The following is a 17,308-nucleotide window of genomic DNA, read 5'->3' as shown; positions in this document are numbered from 1 at the left end:
ACCGAAGGAGCGGATGAATGACAGCCATGGATATGGGCGCCGCCGGCGCTTCCATCCTGACCCAGGACGGGCTGAGGCAGTTCCAGGAGGACGGCTTCACCGTCGTACGCGGACTCTTCGGGCCCGACGAGGTCGATCGGCTCTGTGCGGAGTTCGCGGCGCTGCACGCGGCAGGGCCGGTGCCCGGGCACTTCGAGCCGCGCAGGTCAGGGGATCCACTGGCGGCGTACCCGAGGGTGATGCACCCGCACGAGATCAGTGAGACGGCGCTGCGCGTCCTGCTCGACGCCCGGCTGCGCAGGGCACTGGAGGCGCTGCTCGGCGAGGAGGTGCTGGCCGCCCAGAGCATGTTCTACTTCAAGCCGCCGGGTGCGCGGGGGCAGGCGCTGCACCAGGACAACTTCTATCTGCGGGTGGAGCCCGGCACCTGTGTGGCGGCGTGGGTGGCCTGTGACGTGATCGGCCGGGACAACGGCGGCCTGGAGGTCGTCCCCGGCACGCACCGGATGGACCTGTTCTGCCCGGAGGTGGCGGACGCCGAGGTGTCGTTCGCGCGGGAGTACGTTCCCCCGCCTCCGGGCCTCGCGGCCGTGCCGGTCGACATGGCGCCGGGGGACGTCCTGTTCTTCAACGGCAGCCTGGTGCACGGCTCGCAGCCCAACGGGACCACCGACCGCTTCCGCCGGTCGTTCATCGGCCACTACGTGGGGCGGTCGGCGGAGCGCATCGGGCACTACTACCGCACGCTGTCGATGGACGGCGAGCGCGTGGCCCTCGCGGAGAGCGAGGGCGCGGGCCCGTGCGGCACGGAGTTCGCACCGCACGGGCCCCACTAGGCGCTCCGCTGGAAGTGCCGGGACATGCCGTCGATCGTCTGCGGCACCGTCGTGGCTGGTCGCGCCCACGCGGCGGAGCCGCAGATCGACACAGCCCCGCGCCCCTCCAGGGCGCTGCCGAACCGCAGCGGACTTCGCCCGGCCCGCTTGGTCCACCCCGCAATCAGCTGTGGCCGACGACGGGGTGCGGGGTGTACGGCTGCTCCAGTTCCTCGACCTCCTTGTCGCTGAGCGCGAGTTCGACGGCGGCCACGGCGTCCTCGATGTGGTGCGGCTTGGCGGCGCCGACGATGGGGGCCGCCACCGTGTCCTGGTGCAGCAGCCAGGCGAGGGCGACCTGGGCGCGCGGGACGGCGCGGTCGTTCGCGATGCGGGTGACGGCCTCGACGATGGTGCGGTCGCCCTCCGGGTAGAGGCGGCTGCCGAAGTTGTCGCCCGCGCTGCGTTCCGTCACCGTGCCCCAGTCCCGGGTGAGCCGGCCGCGGGCGAGCGGGCTCCAGGGCAGGACGCCGACGCCCTGGTCGGCGCAGAGCGGCAGCATCTCGCGCTCCTCCTCGCGGTAGAGGAGGTTGTAGTGGTTCTGCATCGACACGAACCTGGTCCAGCCGTGCCGCTCGGCGGTGTACTGCATCTTCGAGAACTGCCAGGCGAACATCGAACTCGCCCCGATATAGCGCACCTTGCCCGCCTTCACCAGGTCGTGCAGGGCCTCCATCGTCTCCTCGACCGGGGTGTGCGGGTCGAAGCGGTGGATCTGGTACAGGTCGACGTAGTCGGTGCCGAGCCGGCTGAGGCTGTGGTCGATCTCGGTCATGATCGCCTTGCGGGACAGTCCGGACGCGTTCTGCCCGGGTCGCGTCCGGCCGTGCACCTTCGTCGCCAGCACGATCTCGTCGCGGTTCGCGAAGTCGCGCAGCGCCTTGCCGACGATCTCCTCACTGGTGCCGTCGGAGTAGACGTTCGCCGTGTCGAAGAAGTTGATCCCGGCCTCCAGCGCCTGCCGGATCAACGGGCGCGAGGCCTCCTCGTCGAGGGTCCACTCGTGCACGCCGCGGTCGGGCAGGCCGTAGGTCATACAGCCGAGACAGACCCGCGACACGTCCAGGCCCGTCGAACCGAGCTTCACGTACTGCATCGTTGCTGCTCCTGCCTTCGGGATGGGTACGAAGGGGAGCGTACGGCTTCGCCCGCACTCCGGGCAGCACGCCTCCGGAGGGCCGGGGCACCGGCCGTTGCTGCCCGCAGGTGACCGCCCGGCGTGGGAGCCGCCGGGAAGTCGGCGCACACGCGCATCCTCGGCGCAGGTGACCGGCGCCCGGCCGGTCGTGGCCCTGCGGGAGGAACCGGTGCCGGCACGCCCGACGAAGACGAGGCTGAAGCTCCTGATCTCAGCGGCAGTACTGCCCCTGACCCTGCCCCTCATGCTGGTCTCCCCCGCGTGGAGCAGCCCGAGTCCGCCGCCGGAACCGGCGACGCTGTGCGCACCCGCGGGGCTCCTGCGGGGCGCGGGCGGACAGCGCGCCGTGGTCAGCCTGTGCGCGGGGAGCGGCACCCCGACGATGGCGGTGTCGGCCCCGGCGACCTGCAGCGGTCCGGGAGAGGACGACGACGATCGCGCCTGCCTGACGTCGGGCACCTGGACCGCTCGGAAGGGCGGCGTGACGGCCGCCTCCGGGAGGCTTCCCGGAGGCGGCGAGTATCCCGGCCCGGGGACGTACGACGTCACGGCCGAGGTCCGCGTGAAGTCGTCGCCCGCAGGACTGAACCTGCACGGCACCGTCCACGCCACGCTGACCCTGACCACACCGAAGCCACCGGTCACGCACCGCATCGAGGTCGACCGGGCCACGCTGCAACGCGGCGCGGCGACCACACTGACGTACCGCATCTACCGTGACAGCGAACAGGGGGACGGCAGCGCGCGGTTCGGGCTGATCGGGGAGGAGAGTTCGGGGGTGCGGCTGTCCACGTCGGACGCCCGCTGCGTCAATCCGCTGACCGGCCGCTATCCCGCGACGACCAGGAACGCGTACGCCCTCGACTGCGCGCTCACCGACCTGCAGCCGGGTCACCCGGCCACGGTGGTGGTCCGCGCCTCGGTCGGGTCCGCCTGCTCGACGGTCGTCTCCAAGCTGGGCTACTGGATGCCGCAGGGACAGGCGCTGTACACCGGGGGCATGCTGGCGGGCCCGTCGGTCGGCTGCACCTGACCCGTCACCTCCGTTCGATCAGATCCAGCGCCCGCTCCCAGCCGAACTCCGGTCGCGTGCCGTCCTCTTGCGGCTCGCCGGAGTACGGCTCGCCGAACCGGACGCCCATCCCGCGCAGCCGTACGAGGCTGTCCCGATAGGCGGGATGGGCGGCCAGCGCGTCGGCCACGCAAGGGAGTACGGAGACCGGGACACCCAGACCGTAGGCCTCGCACAGGGTGGCCACCGCGAGGGTGTCGGCCAGCCCCGCCGCCCACTTGTTGACGGTGTTGAAGGTGGCGGGCGCGACCACGACGGCGTCCGGCGGCGGGAAGGGGCGCGGGTCGCCGGGGGTGCGCCAGGCGGAGCGTATGGGGCGGCCGGTCTGCGCCTGGACGGCGGCGGTGTCGAAGAAGCCGTTCATGGCGACCGGTGTGGCGATGACGCCGACCTCCCAGTCCCGCTCCTGCGCGGCGGTGATCAGCTTGCTGACGTCCGCGGCGATCCCGGCGGCGCACACGACGACGTAGAGGAAGGGCTTCTCGGCCAGTTCGGTCATCCGCGAAACCCTACTCACCAGGAACGCTATTCGAGCGGGAAGGACCGTCCCCGCTCGGCCTCGGGCCGCGGGCCGTGGATGCGGCGCTGCTTCTCCTCGATCGGCACGTCGTTGATGCTGGCCTCGCGCCGGGTCATCAGGCCGTGCTCGTCGAACTCCCACAGTTCGTTGCCGTAGGAGCGCCACCACTGGCCGGCGGCGTCCCGGGACTCGTACTGGAAGCGGACGGCGATGCGGTTGCCGTCGAAGGCCCACAGGTCCTTGCGCAGCGCGTAGTCCAGCTCGCGCTCCCACTTTGCGGTCAGGAGCCCGACGATCTCGGCCCGCCCGGTGACGAAGGTGTCGCGGTTGCGCCACACCGAGTCCTCCGAGTAGGCGAGGGCCACCTTGTGCGGGTCGCGGGTGTTCCAGGCGTCCTCGGCGGCCTGGACCTTCTGGGCGGCCGTTTCACGGGTGAAAGGGGGCAGGGGCGGGCGGTCGGCGGCCATGAATTCCTCCTCGACGGGTGGACCGCGGTAGAGAACGCTCGTTCTCCACCGGGCTGCTACCGTAGGAGAACGCTCGTTCTCGCGTCAAGACGGGCACGTCAAGGGGAGGTCGTTCGCCGTATGGCCGTCATGGACAGTGCAGTCGCCCGGGAGCAGGCGCTGGACGCCGCGGAGGAGCTGTTCTACGGGCGGGGCATCCAGTCCGTCGGCATGGACGAAATCCGCGGCGCATCGGGCGTCTCACTCAAGCGGCTGTACCAGCTGTTCCCGTCGAAGGAACAGCTGGTGGAGGCCTATCTGGAACGACGCGACGTGCGCTGGCGCGGTCGGCTCGCCGAGTTCGTGGAGCGGCGGGAGGGACCCGAGGCGCGGATCCTGGCGGTCTTCGACTGGCTGGAGCTGTGGTTCGGCGAGGACGGCTTCCGTGGGTGCGCGTGGATGAATTCCTACGGCGAGCTGGGCACTTCGTCGACCAGGGTGGCGGCCCAGGTGCGGGCGCACAAGCGGGCGTTCCGGGAGTATCTCGCCGGGCTGGTGGCGGACGCGGCGCTGCCCGGCGCCCGGGCCGGGCAGCTGTTCCTGCTGGCCGAGGGCGCCATGGCCACCGCCGGGATCACCCGGAGCACCGAGCCCGCCCGGGAGGCGCGCGAGGCGGCTCGGCTTCTGCTGCGGGCCTGCTGAGCCTCGGGGCCTGTGCCATGTTCCCGGCCGGGCGCGCGACTCCTGGCACACACGCTCGCCGCGTTCGCACGCACCAGACGCCGCGCGCTGATCCGGCCGGGGATGTGGCCAGGCTCTCAGTCTCAGCCCTCGGACACGGTGATCGCGGCGACCGGGCAGGCCCGGGCCGCCTCCCGCACCATCGGGTCGCCGCCGCCGTCCTCCCGGCCCGGCAGCAGCGTGCTGAAGCCGTCGTCGTCCTGGGTGAAGACGCCAGGGGCGGCCAGGGCGCACTGCCCCGCGCCGATACAGACGCCCTTGTCGATCTCGATGTGTGTGTCGGTGTGCATGGCCTTGAGCCTCTTACCAGGTCACGGGGAGTTCCAGCATCCCCTGGATCGTGTCGCCGGGTTTGAAGGGGATCTCGTCGGCGGGGACGGCGAGACGGAGCGTGGGCAGCCGGTCGAAGAGGGTGTGCAGGGCGATCTCCAGCTCGGCGCGGGCCAGGTTCTGGCCGAGGCACTGGTGGATGCCGAAGCCGAACGCGACATGGTGGCGGGCGGAGCGGTGCCAGTCGAGGGTGTCGGGGGCGGGGTAGACCTCCTCGTCGCGGTTGATGACCGAGGTCGCGAAGACCACGCCGTCGCCCGCCCTGATCGTCGCGCCGCCGGCCTCGATGTCCTCGGTGGCCCTGCGCAGCAGCCCGTCCGCGATCGACAGCATGCGCATCAGCTCCTCGACGGCACCGGGCACGAGGTCCGAGTCGCCGCGCAGCTCGGCCAGCCGCTCCGGGTGCTGGAGGAGGGTGAAGGTCCCCAGGGAGATCATGTTGGCGGTCGTCTCGTGGCCGGCGACCAGCAGGATGGTCGCGAACGCGATGACCTCCTGGCGGTCGAGCACCCCCTCGCGCAGCTGCTGGTGGACGAGTTCGTCCAGCACGCCGCCGCCGGGCTCGGGCTGTTTCAGCTTGCTGTCGATCAACTCCTCGAAGTACGCGTCCAGTTGGTCGCGTGCGTCCTGCACGTCGTCGACCGTGGGACCGCGCAGCAGCCGGCGCGACTGCCCCTCGAAGAACTCGTGGTCGGCATACGGGACGCCGAGCAGCGCGCAGATCACCATCGACGGCACGGGCAGCGCGAAGGCGCTCACCAGCTCGGACGGCGGCCCCTGCGCGATCATCGCGTCGAGCCGCTCGTCCACGATCCGCTGGATCTGCGGCCGCAGTTCGACGGCGCGCCGGAGGGTGAAGCTGGGCACCATCATCCGCCGCTGCGTGCGGTGTTCCGGGTCGTCGACGCCCAGCAGCGCGACCCTCCGGTTCCTCACCGCGGCGAACCGCGCGGTGGGCGCCGGGAAGTCCGGATGGTTGCGGTCGGTCGACAGGCGCTGGTCCGCGAGCAGCTCACGGGCGAGGGCGTGCCCGGTGACGAGCCAGGCCGGACGGCCGTCGTAGAGCGTGATCCGGCTCAGCGGGCGGGTGGCGCGCAACGGATCGTAGGCGGTGGGCGGGTGGTAGGGACAGGTCCGGTCCTGGGGGAACGCGACGGGTTCCGTTTCCGTCATGGAAGACCTCGCAGACGAAGAGTGCGTCGTGCAGATCTTCATTAGATGCCCGGGGCATCTATGGGACGACGTGAAGTTCGGCCAGATCGGTGGTGCGGGCAATCTGGCCGGGGATGCTCGCTCGCGCATCGGAATGCGTGCCGGGGCGGGCGGTGGCCGCGGCCATATCCGGCCACTCTCGCTGCCGCTGCGGGGGCAGCCGGTGACGCAACTGCCGTCGAGTGGCGTGATCACGACGCCGAAGGGCAGTCCGGTATGGATGAATCCTGCGGGCACCGGTGTTGAAGCACGGTGCCAGTCGGCTGCAGAACTCGACGATAGGACGGATGACATGCCTCTTGAGGGCGAGTACGAACCCAGCCCGGCGCAGTGGGTGCGCGATCAGGTGGAGCTCTACGAGAGCTCCGGCGGCACGAAGGGGACGACACTGCTGGACACCGGCATGCCCGTCGTCCTGGTCACGACCCGGGGTGTGAAGAGCGGCAAGATCCGCAAGACGCCTCTGATGCGCGTCGAGCACGAGGGGCGGTACGCCCTGGTCGCCTCGCAGGGCGGCGCGCCCAAGCACCCGGTCTGGTACCACAACGTCAAGGGAGATCCCCGGGTGGAGCTCCAGGACGGGCCGGCGAAGCAGGACATGACGGCCCGTGAGGTCACCGGCGCGGAGAAGGCCGAGTGGTGGGAGCGTGCCGTGGCGGCGTATCCGCCGTACGCCGACTACCAGACGAAGACGGACCGGCAGATTCCGGTGTTCGTGCTGGAACCGGCCGACGGAGAGCAGTGATGCGGGCCCGGTTCGGCAGCTCCCGGTCCGGGCCCTCCACCAGACCCCGGACCGGCCGCTGAACAGGGCTGGAAGAAAAATCTTCGTTCGGGGACGCATGAACCGGTTGCCGCCGGGCACGCGTGCGTCAGGCCCCGCCGCGCTCCCCCGTCGCGGCGGGGCTTTCTCGTGCCTCGTGGGCCGGCCGGTCGGTGATGTCGAGGAAGATCTCGCGCGCCTCGGGCACGGTGTTCGCGAGGGACCGCTTGATCCGCACGGCGACCTCCTCGACCCGCTCACTGTCCAGGCCGGGCACCAGGTCGACGCGAGCGGCCACGAGGGCCGTGTCGAGGCCCGTCTTCATCGTGAACAGCGCCTCCACGCTGTCGATCTCGGGCTGCGCCTCCAGCAGGGACTGGATCCGGGCCGCCGTCCGAGGGTCGGCGGACTCCCCGATCAGCTGGTCGCGGGCCTCGCGGCCCAGGTGGTAGGCGACGAAGACGAGCAGCGCTCCGATCGCGAGCGAGGCGGACGCCTCCCACACCACCTGCCCGGTGACCATGTGCAGCGCCATGCCCGCGGCGGCCAGCGTCACGCCGAGCACCGCCGTGCCGTCCTCGGCGACCACCGTGCGCAGCGCCGGGTCACGCATGCCCTGCGCGCCGCCCTGGCCGCGCGCCTGGTGCAGGGCCCGCAGCAGCGAGACGCCTTCGGCGACGAAGGCGACGCCCAGCACGATCAGGCCCGCGACATAGCCGCTCAGCTTTTCCTCGGCGCCGTTCCTGAGGGCCTCGACGCCCTGGAAGAAGGAGAAGCAGCCGCCCATGACGAAGATCCCGACGGCTGCCAGGAGCGACCAGAAGAACCGTTCTTTGCCATAGCCGAAGGGATGCCGTTTGTCAGGCGGGCGGCGGCTGCGGCGCAGTGCCGCCAGCAGGAAGACCTCGTTGAAACTGTCGGCCACCGAGTGCGCCGCCTCCGACAGCAGCGCCGGTGATCCGGCCACCAGACCGCCGGCAGCCTTGGCCACCGCGATCAGCAGGTTGGCGGCGAGCGCCACCAGCACGGTGACGCGTGTCCTGCGGTCCGCCTTGTCGTCCGAGGATTTCGAGGATGTCCCGCTCACCTTCGCCGACTGCCCCTCTCCTGGCGGCTCACACCGCGCCGGCGGAATTCGGGGGAATCGAAGGAATGCGGGGAACCCGGTCATCACATGAGGGGAACCCGATCATCAGGGGACACTCGACGCAGGGAGGAATCATGGGCGGCGGGGGCAACAGCAGGTACGGGCAGACGACGTTCAAGCGGTCCAAGAGCCACTTCACGGACCGGATCACCGCCGACGGCCGGGACGGGTGGCCGGTGGCGGCGGGCCGTTACCGGCTGGTGGCGAGCCGTGCCTGTCCGTGGGCGAGCCGGGCACTGGTCTCGCGCCGGCTGCTCGGCCTGGAGGACGCCCTGTCCCTGGGCCTTGCCGACCCGATCCAGGACGACCGCAGCTGGCGCTTCACCCTGGACCCGGACGGCCGCGACCCGGTCCTCGGCATCCGCTTCCTCGGCGAGGCGTACGACCGGCGGGAGAGCGACTACCCGGGCGGCGTGAGCGTGCCCGCGATCGTCGACGTACCCAGCGGGAAGCTGGTCACCAACGACTACCAGCAGCTCACCCTGGACCTGGCCACCGAGTGGCGGTCACTGCACCGTGACGGGGCGCCCGATCTGTATCCGTACGCCCTGCGCGACGAGATCGACTCGGTGATGGCGGACGTCTACGAGGACGTCAACAACGGTGTGTACCGGGCCGGTTTCGCCACGGACCAGGAGGAGTACGAGACCGCGTGCGCCGGTGTCTTCCGGCGGCTGGAGCTGCTGACGGAGCGGCTTGCGCGGCAGCGTTATCTCGTCGGCGACACGATCACCGAGGCGGACATCCGGCTGTTCACCACCCTGGTCCGTTTCGACGCCGTCTACCACGGCCACTTCAAGTGCAACCGGTGGAAGCTCGCGGAGAACCCGGTCCTGTGGGCGTACGCTCGCGACCTGTACCAGACGCCCGGTTTCGGTGACACCGTCGACTTCGACCACATCAAGCGGCACTACTACCAGGTGCACACCGGCATCAACCCGACCCGGATCGTGCCCCTCGGGCCGGATCCGTCCGGCTGGCTGACGCCCCATCACCGCCAGGAGCTGGGCGGCCGGCCGTTCGGCGAGGGGACGCCGCCGGGGCCCGTGCCGGCCGGCGAGGCGGTTGCCGCGCCGGGGCGGCCCTGACCGACGAAGGAGACAGACGTGGCGAAGACGAAGAAGAGGAAGCTGAAGCTGCCCCTCGCCTACAAGCCCCTGGGGTTCGCCATGGGCTGGGCCAGCGGGACGATCGCCTCGCTGGCCTTCCGCAAGACGTGGATGGCACTGCGGCACGAGGAGGACGCGCCCGACGCCCTGGACCGGGACCGCGGCTGGGGAGAGATCCTGCTCGCCGCGGCTGTCCAGGGGGCGCTGTTCGCCGTGGTGCGCAGTGCGGTGGACCGCACGGGAGCGAAGGCCATCGAGCGCTCGACCGGCGTCTGGCCGGCCTCCGAGCAGGGCGGCCGGGACTGACCGCCCCGGCCGGGGTCTGTCGGGCTGCGGGAGAACGATGCCTGTCGGTCCGCCCGAGCGGGGGTCATGACCCCCGCTCGGGCGAAGCCGGGAGTGGGGAGCGTGCAACTGCAAGGCGGAGGAGCCGTGTCGATCAGTCGTCACGGCGGTGGGCGCCGCGTAGCGACCGGGGCCTGCCGCTGCCGTTTTCGAGCGTTGTGGGAGCGGAGCCGCCGGGCAGGCGGTCTCAGCCCAGCTTGGGCGCCGTGGGTGTGACCCGGCGCAGGGTGAAGGAGTGGCCCGCCGGGTCGGCGTAGCCGCGTTCCTCGAACGGTCCGGGTGCGTCCTTCGTCTCCAGCGGGCGTCCGCCGAGTTCGACCACCTTGCGCTCCACCGCGTCCAGGTCCTCCACCATGAAGTCCAGATGGACCTGGAGGGAGTTCTCGGGGCGCGGCCAGCTCGGCGGCGTCGCGTTCCCGTCGCGGCGGAAGGCCAGCCGGATGCCGTCGGCGCTCCTGATCTCCACGCGGTTGGCGGTCGCGTCCGTCTCCTCGGCCGCCAACAACTCCTTGTAGAACACGGCGAGCTTCTCGGGCTCGAGGCAATCGAGCACCACGTAACCCGCTTCCACCAGTGGCATGTCTCCTCCGAACAGTTCCGGGGCGCGGAACGTCGTGCCCCGCGGCCCTGTACCTCACGGATATCCCCGTCCGGCTGATTCAGTCGGCAAGCACCCACTTCGGGCACTGCGGGGCCGTCAGCCCTCCGCCAGCTCCCGGATTCCCGCCAGCCGTGCCGCCGCCGCGCCCGACGACAGGTCCGACCCAGCCGCATACAAGCCGCGGCACATGTCGGCCACAAGGTGACGAGCCCCCACGGCAGACCCGCGGATGCGTGTCGACGAGCAACCACAATTGGCAGGCTCTCAGGCCTCCGCCCGCTCCCGGATCTCCGCCAAGCGCGCCGCCGCCGCACTCAACAACATGTCCAGCGCAGCCGGGTAGGAGCTGCGGGGCATGTCCGCCATGAGGTGGCGGGCCGTTGCGGCGATGTGTGGATGCGTCGCGCGGGGCAGCCGGGCGTAGGTGGCCCGCCACACGGCCGTCTCCGCCTCCCGGGCGGCCTTCGGCAGCGCCGTGCTCGCCGAGTCGAGGGTGCCGAAGGCGAGGGACTGGTCGACGAAGGCGTGATAGATCCGCACCGCGTCGGCATCGGGGAAGCCGGCTTCGCGCAGTACGCCGAGGATGGTCTCGACGGCCTGGATCTCGTACGCCCGCCCTGTGACACGGTACGAGCTCAGGACGGCCGCCCGGGGGTGGGCGAGTGCGCCCGCGTGCATGCGCAGGCCGAGGTCACGCAGGTCGGCCCGCCAGTCGCCGGTGGGCCGCCAGATACGCAGGGTACGGCCGATGAGCTCGTCGGCGATGGCGAGCATCAGGTCGTCGGTGTGCCGGAAGTAGCGGTACAGCGAGCTGGGGTCGGCGCCGAGGGCGCGGCCGAGGCGGCGGACCGACAGGGCCTCCGCACCGTGTTCCTCGATCAGCCGCAGGGCCGTGGCGACGATCAGTTCCTCGGAGAGGACCACGCCCTGCTTGGTCGGGCGCCTGCGCTGCCGGGCGGTGGGCGGGACGACACGCTCGCTCATGGACTGCCTCCCTGGTCCGGTGCCCGCACCTTACGACAACACCGTTGACCTGTTAAGTCCCCGGGCAGTTTCATGTGCGTTCACCGGGGCCGCCCAGGCCCCCAGGTGCGAGCGGAGACCGGCCATGTCCGACCAGCCCTTCGGTGCAGCCCCACCCGCGCGGCCCGCGCTGCGCAAGTCCCTCGGTGTCCTCGACGGCGTCGCCATCGCCGCGTCCAGCACGGCCGCCACCACCAGCATCGGCATCGGTCTCGGGGTGACGGCCGGGGTCGTCGGGCTGCATCTGCCGGCGATCATGCTGTTGGCCTTCCTGCCTGTGCTCGGCATCGCGGGCGCCTACTCCCGTCTCAACCGGGTGGAGCCGAACGCGGGCAACGGCTATGTCTGGGTGGGCCGTTCGCTCAGCCCGTGGCTCGGTTTCCTGGTCGGCTGGGTGAACATCGTGGCGACGGTGGCGTTCCTCGCGTATACGACCGCGGTCACCGGCTCGGCACTGATCCAGCTGGCCGGCGAGGCCGGGGTGCACCGGCTCGGCGGCCTCACCCTGGACGCGGGGTCGACGGCGCAGACCACCGCCGTCGGCATCGTCGTGCTGGTCGCGGTCACCGTCACCGCCGTCACCGGCGTCCGTACGGCCGCCCGGCTGCAGACCGGTCTGCTGGTCTTCGAGTACGTCGTCCTGCTCGGGTTCTGCGGCTACGGCATCGTCACCGGCCCGCACGCCTTCAGCCTGAGCTGGTTCGACCCGTTCGCCATCCCCTCGGCGTCGGCGCTGGCCCAGGGGCTGATCCTGTCGGTGTTCTGCTACTGGGGTTTCGAGGCCGCCTTCAGCGTCAACGAGGAGGTGCGTGAACCCCGGGACGCCTCCCGCGCCGGCTTCATCACGCTCCTGACCATGCTGACGCTGTTCCTGCTCGGCTCCGTGGCCTTCCAACGGGTCCTGTCCGAGCCGGAGCTGGCCGGGCACGGCGCCCAGGGACTGGCGTACTTCGGAGACCGGCTGGCGGCGCAGCCGCTGGCCGCACTGCCCCTGGTGGCGCTGATGTTCTCGGCGGTGGCCTCGCTGCAGGCGGGGGTGATCCCGACGGCCCGGGGCATGTTCGCGATGAGCCGGGACCGCACGCTCGGGCCGGTGTGGTCCAAGGTGAGCGCGCGCTACGGCACCCCGGCCACCGGGACGCTGCTGATCGGTGCGGCGGCGACGGCGGTCGCGGCGCTCGCCCTGGTGATTCCGAAGCTCGCGGACATGATCATGGCGACGGTGAACGCCGTGGGCATCGTGGTCGCCCTTTCGTACGCCCTGACGGCGCTCGCCGCCGCCGTACGCTTCCGCTCGCTGCTGCGCGAGGACCTGCGGCAGGGCATACGGGCCGTGGTACTGCCCGCCCTCAGCGCCACGGCGCTGCTCTGCCTGGGCGGCTATCTCGGCTGGTCCTTCTACACCTCCACGGACCATCTCGAACTCAGCGCCGACAACGGCTGGTTCCTGCTTCTCACCCCCCTGGCGATGATCGCGTCGGGCTTCGTGGCCGCCGCCTGGGCCAAGTGGGTGCGCAGGTCGCCGTACTTCCGCACCGGTCAGGGCACGGACGCGGACGCGCCGGCCCTGCTCACGACCAGTCACTAGGAAAAGGATCATGCACGCAGACCTCCTCTTCACCGGCGGCCCGGTCCTCACCTCCGAGGGCCGTACCGCCACCGCCGTGGCCGTCACCGGCGACCGCATCACCGCTGTCGGAGGCGCCGAGGTACTGGACCTCGCCGGGCCACGCACCCAAGTGGTCCACCTGGCGGGGCGATTGCTGCTGCCGGGCTTCCAGGACGCGCACGTCCATCCGGTCCCGGCGGGGCTGGAGCTGAGCCAGTGCGACCTGACCGGGACCCGTACGGCCGAGGAGTCGGTCGCCGCCGTCCGCGCCTATGCCGAGGCGCATCCCGAACGGGAGTGGATCCTCGGCGGTGGCTGGTCGATGGAGGCCTTCGAGGGCGGTACGCCGACGAAGGAGCTGCTGGACGCAGCCGTCCCCGACCGGCCGGTCTACCTGCCCAACCGTGACCATCACGGCGGCTGGGTCAACAGCCGCGCCCTGGAGCTGGCGGGCATCGACCGCCACACGCCGGATCCGGCCGACGGGCGGATCGAGCGCAACGCGGCCGGCGAGCCGAGCGGCACCCTGCAGGAGGGCGCGATGCAGCTCGTCGGCCGGCTCACTCCCCAGGCCACCGCCGCAGACCGGCTGGCGGCCCTGCTGCACGCCCAGCGCCATCTGCACGCGCTCGGCATCACGGCCTGGCAGGACGCCCTCGTCGGGGACTTCCTCGGCATGGACGACCCCTCGCAGGCCTATCTGACGGCCGCCCGGGACGGCTCGTTGACCGCGCGGGTGGTCGGGGCGCTGTGGTGGGACCGGGAGCGCGGGGCCGAGCAGATTCCCGAACTCGTCGAGAAGCGGGCCGCGTTGAGCCACGGCCGGTTCCAGGCGTCCAGCATCAAGCTGATGCTGGACGGGGTCGCCGAGAACGGTACGGCGGCGCTTCTCGACCCGTATCTGGACAAGTGCGGCTGCGCCACTGCCAATCGGGGCAAGAGCTTCATCGACCGTGGTCAACTCCCCAAGTACGTGACCGAGTTGGACGCCCTCGGCTTCCAGTGTCACTTCCACGCGCTGGGCGACCGGGCCGTACGCGAGGCACTGGACGCGATCGAGGCGGCGCGCACCACGAACGGGCCGAGCGACACCCGGCCGCATCTGGCGCATCTTCAGGTCGTGCACCCCGACGACGTGCCGCGTTTCGCCCGGCTCGGCGCGACGGCCAACATCCAGCCGCTGTGGGCGGCGCACGAGCCACAGATGGACGAGCTGACCATTCCCTTCCTGGGGACCGAACGGGCCGGCTGGCAGTACCCGTTCGGTGCGCTGCTGCGCTCCGGCGCCACCCTCGCGGCCGGCAGCGACTGGCCGGTCAGCAGCCCCGATCCGCTCCAGGGCGTCCATGTCGCAGTCAACCGGGTGGCACCTGACAGCGACGGCGCACCGGTGTTCCTGCCGGGTGAACGCATCGGCCTCGGTGAGGCGTTGACCGCGTACACCGCGGGATCGGCCCGGGTGAACCACCTGGACGACTCCGGCCGGATCCAGGTGGGCGCGCTGGCGGATCTCGTGGTGCTGGACCGCGATCCGTTCGACGGGCCGACCGAGGCGATCGCGGAGACGGGTGTGGCCCTGACGTACGTGGGAGGGGAGGCAGTGTACGCAGCTCATGAGGCATAGGCAGTAACGCACATCACGGTGAGGTCACGCGTAGATCATTTACGCTCTGGGCAGCCTCGTATCGCTTCTCGGTTCAACTTTCGGCCATAGAAGCTCAGTTCGAGGGCACGGGTGGCCATTTCGGCCACCCGTTCACAGGGCCGGGGGGACTCTGCATCGCCGTCTCCCGGAAGGAAACGCATGCCTCAGGACGTCACGTTCGACCTCCCCTTCGGCACCCCCGTCAACAGACATCCGGAGTACCCCCAGGAGCGCCTTCCGCGCTGGATCCGGCACACGGTCCCGGGCCGCGGCACTGCCGGGGTTCGACGAATACAGGTCATGGAATCCGCCGCAGACCACCCTCACCTGCCCACACACCTCGGCCGACACAGCCGAGGTGGCGAGTGAGCCCAACCTCGCCCCGCTGCGCCCCACAGGCAGGTGGCCACGGGTGCTCCGCCGGGTCGAAGCACGGCATGCGGTTGCCAGGTCCGACGGGCCGCGAGTGCTTCCTGATCAACACGGTTGAGCCGGCGACGCAGGTGCCTGCCTGGCAACAGGAGTAATTCGACAGGGCAGTTCGTCCCCGAAGGACGGGTGGGCGATCCGCCGCACCCTCTTCGGCCGTGAACGCAGCCCTCGTACCCCTGGCGGTCGTTCGCCGCAGCAGCCGGTGCCGGTCGCGTGAGTCCGGCGAGGCCTCGCGGACGCCGCAGAAGGCCCTCGGACACGACCGGTCAACCGCCGCAGTCGATCGATTCCGTTGTCATGACCACAGCTTGATGGGAGACCGATGTGAAATCCCGAGTCGTAGGTGCCGTTCCGAAGGCGTCCACCGACAGCTTGATCCCCACGCAGCCAAGCGCCCAGCTCCAGCCCACGGAGGCGGGGAACACCCTGGCCCACCTCTTCGTGAAACGCGTCAAGGGAAGCACGGAGCAGCACCGAAGCTGGCAGAACGCCGCTCGGCAGCGGCTGGACGCACTCGGATCCCCTCAGCCCGGTACCACGCTGCATCTGGAGGGCGCCCTCCATCTGGCGCGGCCCGCGTTCCTCCCGCCCGACGAGGAGGGCTACGCCAGGCTGAGGCACCTCGACGCCGGCCTGCGCGTGATCGAAACAGCCTTCCCCGAAGTCAGCACCGACATCGAGGTCTGCCGCCTGACCTGCACGATGCTGGAAGGGGCCTGGCGGAGCCGAGCCCTCGCCCCGCCGCGCGAGGAGGAGCAGACCACGGCGTGCGCCTGCCCTCTGTGCCGTCGGCTGCCCACGCCCCCCGCACGCACACTGGATGACTACCGTTGGCGGCAGAGCGCCGGTCGTCCCCTCGCCGTCAAGACCTGGCCCCACCGCCGGGAACTCGACAGCGTGCTGACCGGTGGATGGTCCTGGACCCGGCAGATGAACGACCTCGAACGAGACCTTGGCCACCGCCACCGCTTCGAGGACGACATCCTCGTCTTCCACGAGTACAAGCGCGTGATCGACACCATCGACACAACACTCCTCACCCAACACGTCGAAGGCCGACTGGCCGAGAACTTCAGCACCAACAGCGCACGGGCCCTGGTCTCCGGACTCTTCGCAGCCCATAAGCGATCCGTCGACGAGTACTGGCTCCGGCAGCACGACGCGGGCAGCGTCACGCTCCCCCAGAGCAACCCGCTCAGCCAGAGCACCTACTCGATCCTGCAGATGCTGGACTGCCTCTTCTGGCACGTCGCACCGGACACCGAACTCTGGCAGGAGGAGAACCTCGCCTCCCTGCTGCTGTGCCGCGTCATCGACGACATGGCCGACGTACGGGCCGACGCCCTCACCGGCGAGATCAGCAACTTCTGGCTCGCCGACATGCCCACCCACACCAAGGCTCTCTACGCCGCATGCGCGATAGCCATCGTGAAGTACGGCTGCACGCCCGAGGCGCACAACCCGATGTGGAACACCTGGCTGATGACCACCACCATCGTCTGGATGGGGCTCACGGGCCGTCACGCCCTGTGGTTCGACGGCATCACCGACGGTCTCCCCCCGACCGAGGCGTGCCCGCTGTGCGACCTGCAGCCCAACCCGTGCACCGGGATCCTCACCCACGGCACCACCCTCACCATCGCCCCGCGGCCCACCGCGCCGGACCTGAGCCCCGGGGCCGCCGAGCTGTCCGCCCGCTGCCGGGCCCAATACCCCCGGACATGGGCCCTCTTCGACGCCGAGCTCCATGCCTTCGAAGCACTGCACGGCCCCTGGTACGGCAATGTCGACAGCGCATGGGAGATCTTGCGCCGCACCTACATCGCCGCTGTGGAGGCGTCCAGGGAAGCATCGTCCCCGGCCCGCGCTCGTGAGATCCAACAAGACGCCGGCGTGGTCGGATCCGAAATGTTTCACACCCTGCACGACCCTCGAACCGGCAGGGAAGACATCTCACTGCTCGCCTACATGTTCGGCGCCGCCCACCCGCACTTCCTCTGGAACGCCACGGGGTACCGCCCCACGGACGTCGCGGGCGACTGGCTCGACGGCTGACGCCGCCTCGGACCTGCGGGGTCCGGGGGCGGGAGGGTTTCGGTGCCCTGGGGGCTCCTGCCGGCGGAGGCGCCGGAAGCATGGCCGGACGCGGGCAGGAGGGAGTCTGTTCCGCGGGATCGGCTCTCCCACGGCCGCCGCAGGCTCGCTCCCACTTCAGTGACGCCGAACGCGCCACCCTCGCGGTCAGGTCCACGCTGCCCGGCCACGCCTGTCAACAGTGGTGGCTGTGTCACGCGGACCGG

Annotated in this window: 17 protein-coding genes; 9 read left to right on the top strand and 8 right to left on the bottom strand. The window is 70.8% G+C overall.

Annotated features, from left to right (window positions below):
- Window positions 1-17: 17 nt before the first annotated feature.
- Complete coding sequence (locus LJ657_RS12495; RefSeq protein ID WP_232648619.1) at window positions 18-836, top strand: phytanoyl-CoA dioxygenase family protein; 819 nt, start codon at window positions 18-20, stop codon at window positions 834-836.
- Between the two features lie 163 nt (window positions 837-999).
- Here the strand turns inward: LJ657_RS12495 and LJ657_RS12490 are convergent, their stop codons facing one another.
- Window positions 1,000-1,971, bottom strand: coding sequence for an aldo/keto reductase (locus LJ657_RS12490; RefSeq protein WP_232648618.1), 972 nt, complete (start codon window positions 1,969-1,971; stop codon window positions 1,000-1,002).
- Between the two features lie 169 nt (window positions 1,972-2,140).
- On the opposite strand from LJ657_RS12490, the gene LJ657_RS12485 reads away from it, so the two are divergent.
- Entirely contained in the window at window positions 2,141-3,046 is a 906-nt protein-coding gene (locus LJ657_RS12485; RefSeq protein WP_232648617.1) for a hypothetical protein, read from the top strand.
- Between the two features lie 4 nt (window positions 3,047-3,050).
- Here the strand turns inward: LJ657_RS12485 and LJ657_RS12480 are convergent, their stop codons facing one another.
- Window positions 3,051-3,584 carry a flavoprotein gene (locus LJ657_RS12480; RefSeq protein ID WP_232648616.1) on the bottom strand — a complete coding sequence of 178 codons (534 nt, stop codon included), beginning with the start codon at window positions 3,582-3,584 and terminating at the stop codon, window positions 3,051-3,053.
- 26 nt (window positions 3,585-3,610) lie between these two features.
- On the bottom strand, window positions 3,611-4,072 hold the full coding sequence (locus LJ657_RS12475) for a nuclear transport factor 2 family protein (RefSeq protein WP_232648615.1): 462 nt from the start codon (window positions 4,070-4,072) through the stop codon (window positions 3,611-3,613).
- A 129-nt stretch (window positions 4,073-4,201) separates the two neighbouring features.
- Between LJ657_RS12475 and LJ657_RS12470 the strand changes: the two genes are divergently transcribed.
- Window positions 4,202-4,753 (top strand): TetR/AcrR family transcriptional regulator, encoded by a 552-nt coding sequence (locus tag LJ657_RS12470; protein ID WP_232648614.1) that lies wholly within the window; start codon window positions 4,202-4,204, stop codon window positions 4,751-4,753.
- A gap of 122 nt (window positions 4,754-4,875) precedes the next feature.
- On the opposite strand, the gene LJ657_RS12465 is transcribed toward LJ657_RS12470, so the two are convergent.
- Together LJ657_RS12465 and LJ657_RS12460 are read right to left on the bottom strand one after the other, a co-directional pair.
- Window positions 4,876-5,082 carry a ferredoxin gene (locus LJ657_RS12465; protein ID WP_232648613.1) on the bottom strand — a complete coding sequence of 69 codons (207 nt, stop codon included), beginning with the start codon at window positions 5,080-5,082 and terminating at the stop codon, window positions 4,876-4,878.
- Window positions 5,083-5,095: 13 nt separating this feature from the next.
- The gene (locus LJ657_RS12460) at window positions 5,096-6,295 is read right to left on the bottom strand and encodes a cytochrome P450 (RefSeq protein WP_232648612.1); all 1,200 of its coding nucleotides are present in this window, start codon (window positions 6,293-6,295) and stop codon (window positions 5,096-5,098) included.
- Between the two features lie 331 nt (window positions 6,296-6,626).
- Here LJ657_RS12460 and LJ657_RS12455 point away from each other — a divergent pair, with 331 nt between their 5' ends.
- Complete coding sequence (locus LJ657_RS12455) at window positions 6,627-7,079, top strand: nitroreductase family deazaflavin-dependent oxidoreductase (RefSeq protein ID WP_232648611.1); 453 nt, start codon at window positions 6,627-6,629, stop codon at window positions 7,077-7,079.
- A 127-nt stretch (window positions 7,080-7,206) separates the two neighbouring features.
- Here LJ657_RS12455 and LJ657_RS12450 read toward each other — a convergent pair whose 3' ends face one another.
- On the bottom strand, window positions 7,207-8,184 hold the full coding sequence (locus LJ657_RS12450) for a cation diffusion facilitator family transporter (protein ID WP_232648610.1): 978 nt from the start codon (window positions 8,182-8,184) through the stop codon (window positions 7,207-7,209).
- Between the two features lie 134 nt (window positions 8,185-8,318).
- Between LJ657_RS12450 and LJ657_RS12445 the strand changes: the two genes are divergently transcribed.
- Both LJ657_RS12445 and LJ657_RS12440 read left to right on the top strand, forming a co-directional pair.
- On the top strand, window positions 8,319-9,332 hold the full coding sequence (locus LJ657_RS12445) for a glutathione S-transferase family protein (protein WP_232648609.1): 1,014 nt from the start codon (window positions 8,319-8,321) through the stop codon (window positions 9,330-9,332).
- An 18-nt stretch (window positions 9,333-9,350) separates the two neighbouring features.
- Window positions 9,351-9,659, top strand: coding sequence for a DUF4235 domain-containing protein (locus LJ657_RS12440; protein WP_308117025.1), 309 nt, complete (start codon window positions 9,351-9,353; stop codon window positions 9,657-9,659).
- A 226-nt stretch (window positions 9,660-9,885) separates the two neighbouring features.
- On the opposite strand, the gene LJ657_RS12435 is transcribed toward LJ657_RS12440, so the two are convergent.
- The gene (locus tag LJ657_RS12435) at window positions 9,886-10,278 is read right to left on the bottom strand and encodes a VOC family protein (RefSeq protein ID WP_232648608.1); all 393 of its coding nucleotides are present in this window, start codon (window positions 10,276-10,278) and stop codon (window positions 9,886-9,888) included.
- A 285-nt stretch (window positions 10,279-10,563) separates the two neighbouring features.
- Window positions 10,564-11,283 (bottom strand): TetR/AcrR family transcriptional regulator, encoded by a 720-nt coding sequence (locus LJ657_RS12430; protein WP_232648607.1) that lies wholly within the window; start codon window positions 11,281-11,283, stop codon window positions 10,564-10,566.
- Between the two features lie 124 nt (window positions 11,284-11,407).
- Here LJ657_RS12430 and LJ657_RS12425 point away from each other — a divergent pair, with 124 nt between their 5' ends.
- The 3 genes from LJ657_RS12425 to LJ657_RS12415 all read left to right on the top strand — a co-directional run bounded on the left by LJ657_RS12425 (window position 11,408) and on the right by LJ657_RS12415 (window position 17,063).
- Window positions 11,408-12,910 carry an APC family permease gene (locus tag LJ657_RS12425; RefSeq protein WP_232648606.1) on the top strand — a complete coding sequence of 501 codons (1,503 nt, stop codon included), beginning with the start codon at window positions 11,408-11,410 and terminating at the stop codon, window positions 12,908-12,910.
- A 10-nt stretch (window positions 12,911-12,920) separates the two neighbouring features.
- Window positions 12,921-14,555, top strand: a complete 1,635-nt coding sequence (locus LJ657_RS12420) for an amidohydrolase (RefSeq protein ID WP_232648605.1) — start codon at window positions 12,921-12,923, stop codon at window positions 14,553-14,555.
- An 825-nt stretch (window positions 14,556-15,380) separates the two neighbouring features.
- Window positions 15,381-17,063, top strand: a complete 1,683-nt coding sequence (locus tag LJ657_RS12415) for a hypothetical protein (RefSeq protein ID WP_232648604.1) — start codon at window positions 15,381-15,383, stop codon at window positions 17,061-17,063.
- Window positions 17,064-17,308: the final 245 nt, after the last annotated feature.

The sequence above is a fragment of the Streptomyces guryensis genome, from assembly GCF_021261325.1.
Taxonomy (GTDB): domain Bacteria; phylum Actinomycetota; class Actinomycetes; order Streptomycetales; family Streptomycetaceae; genus Streptomyces; species Streptomyces guryensis.
The sequence above is the reverse complement of the archived record's forward strand: the minus strand, read 5'-3'. Positions and strand labels throughout refer to the sequence as shown.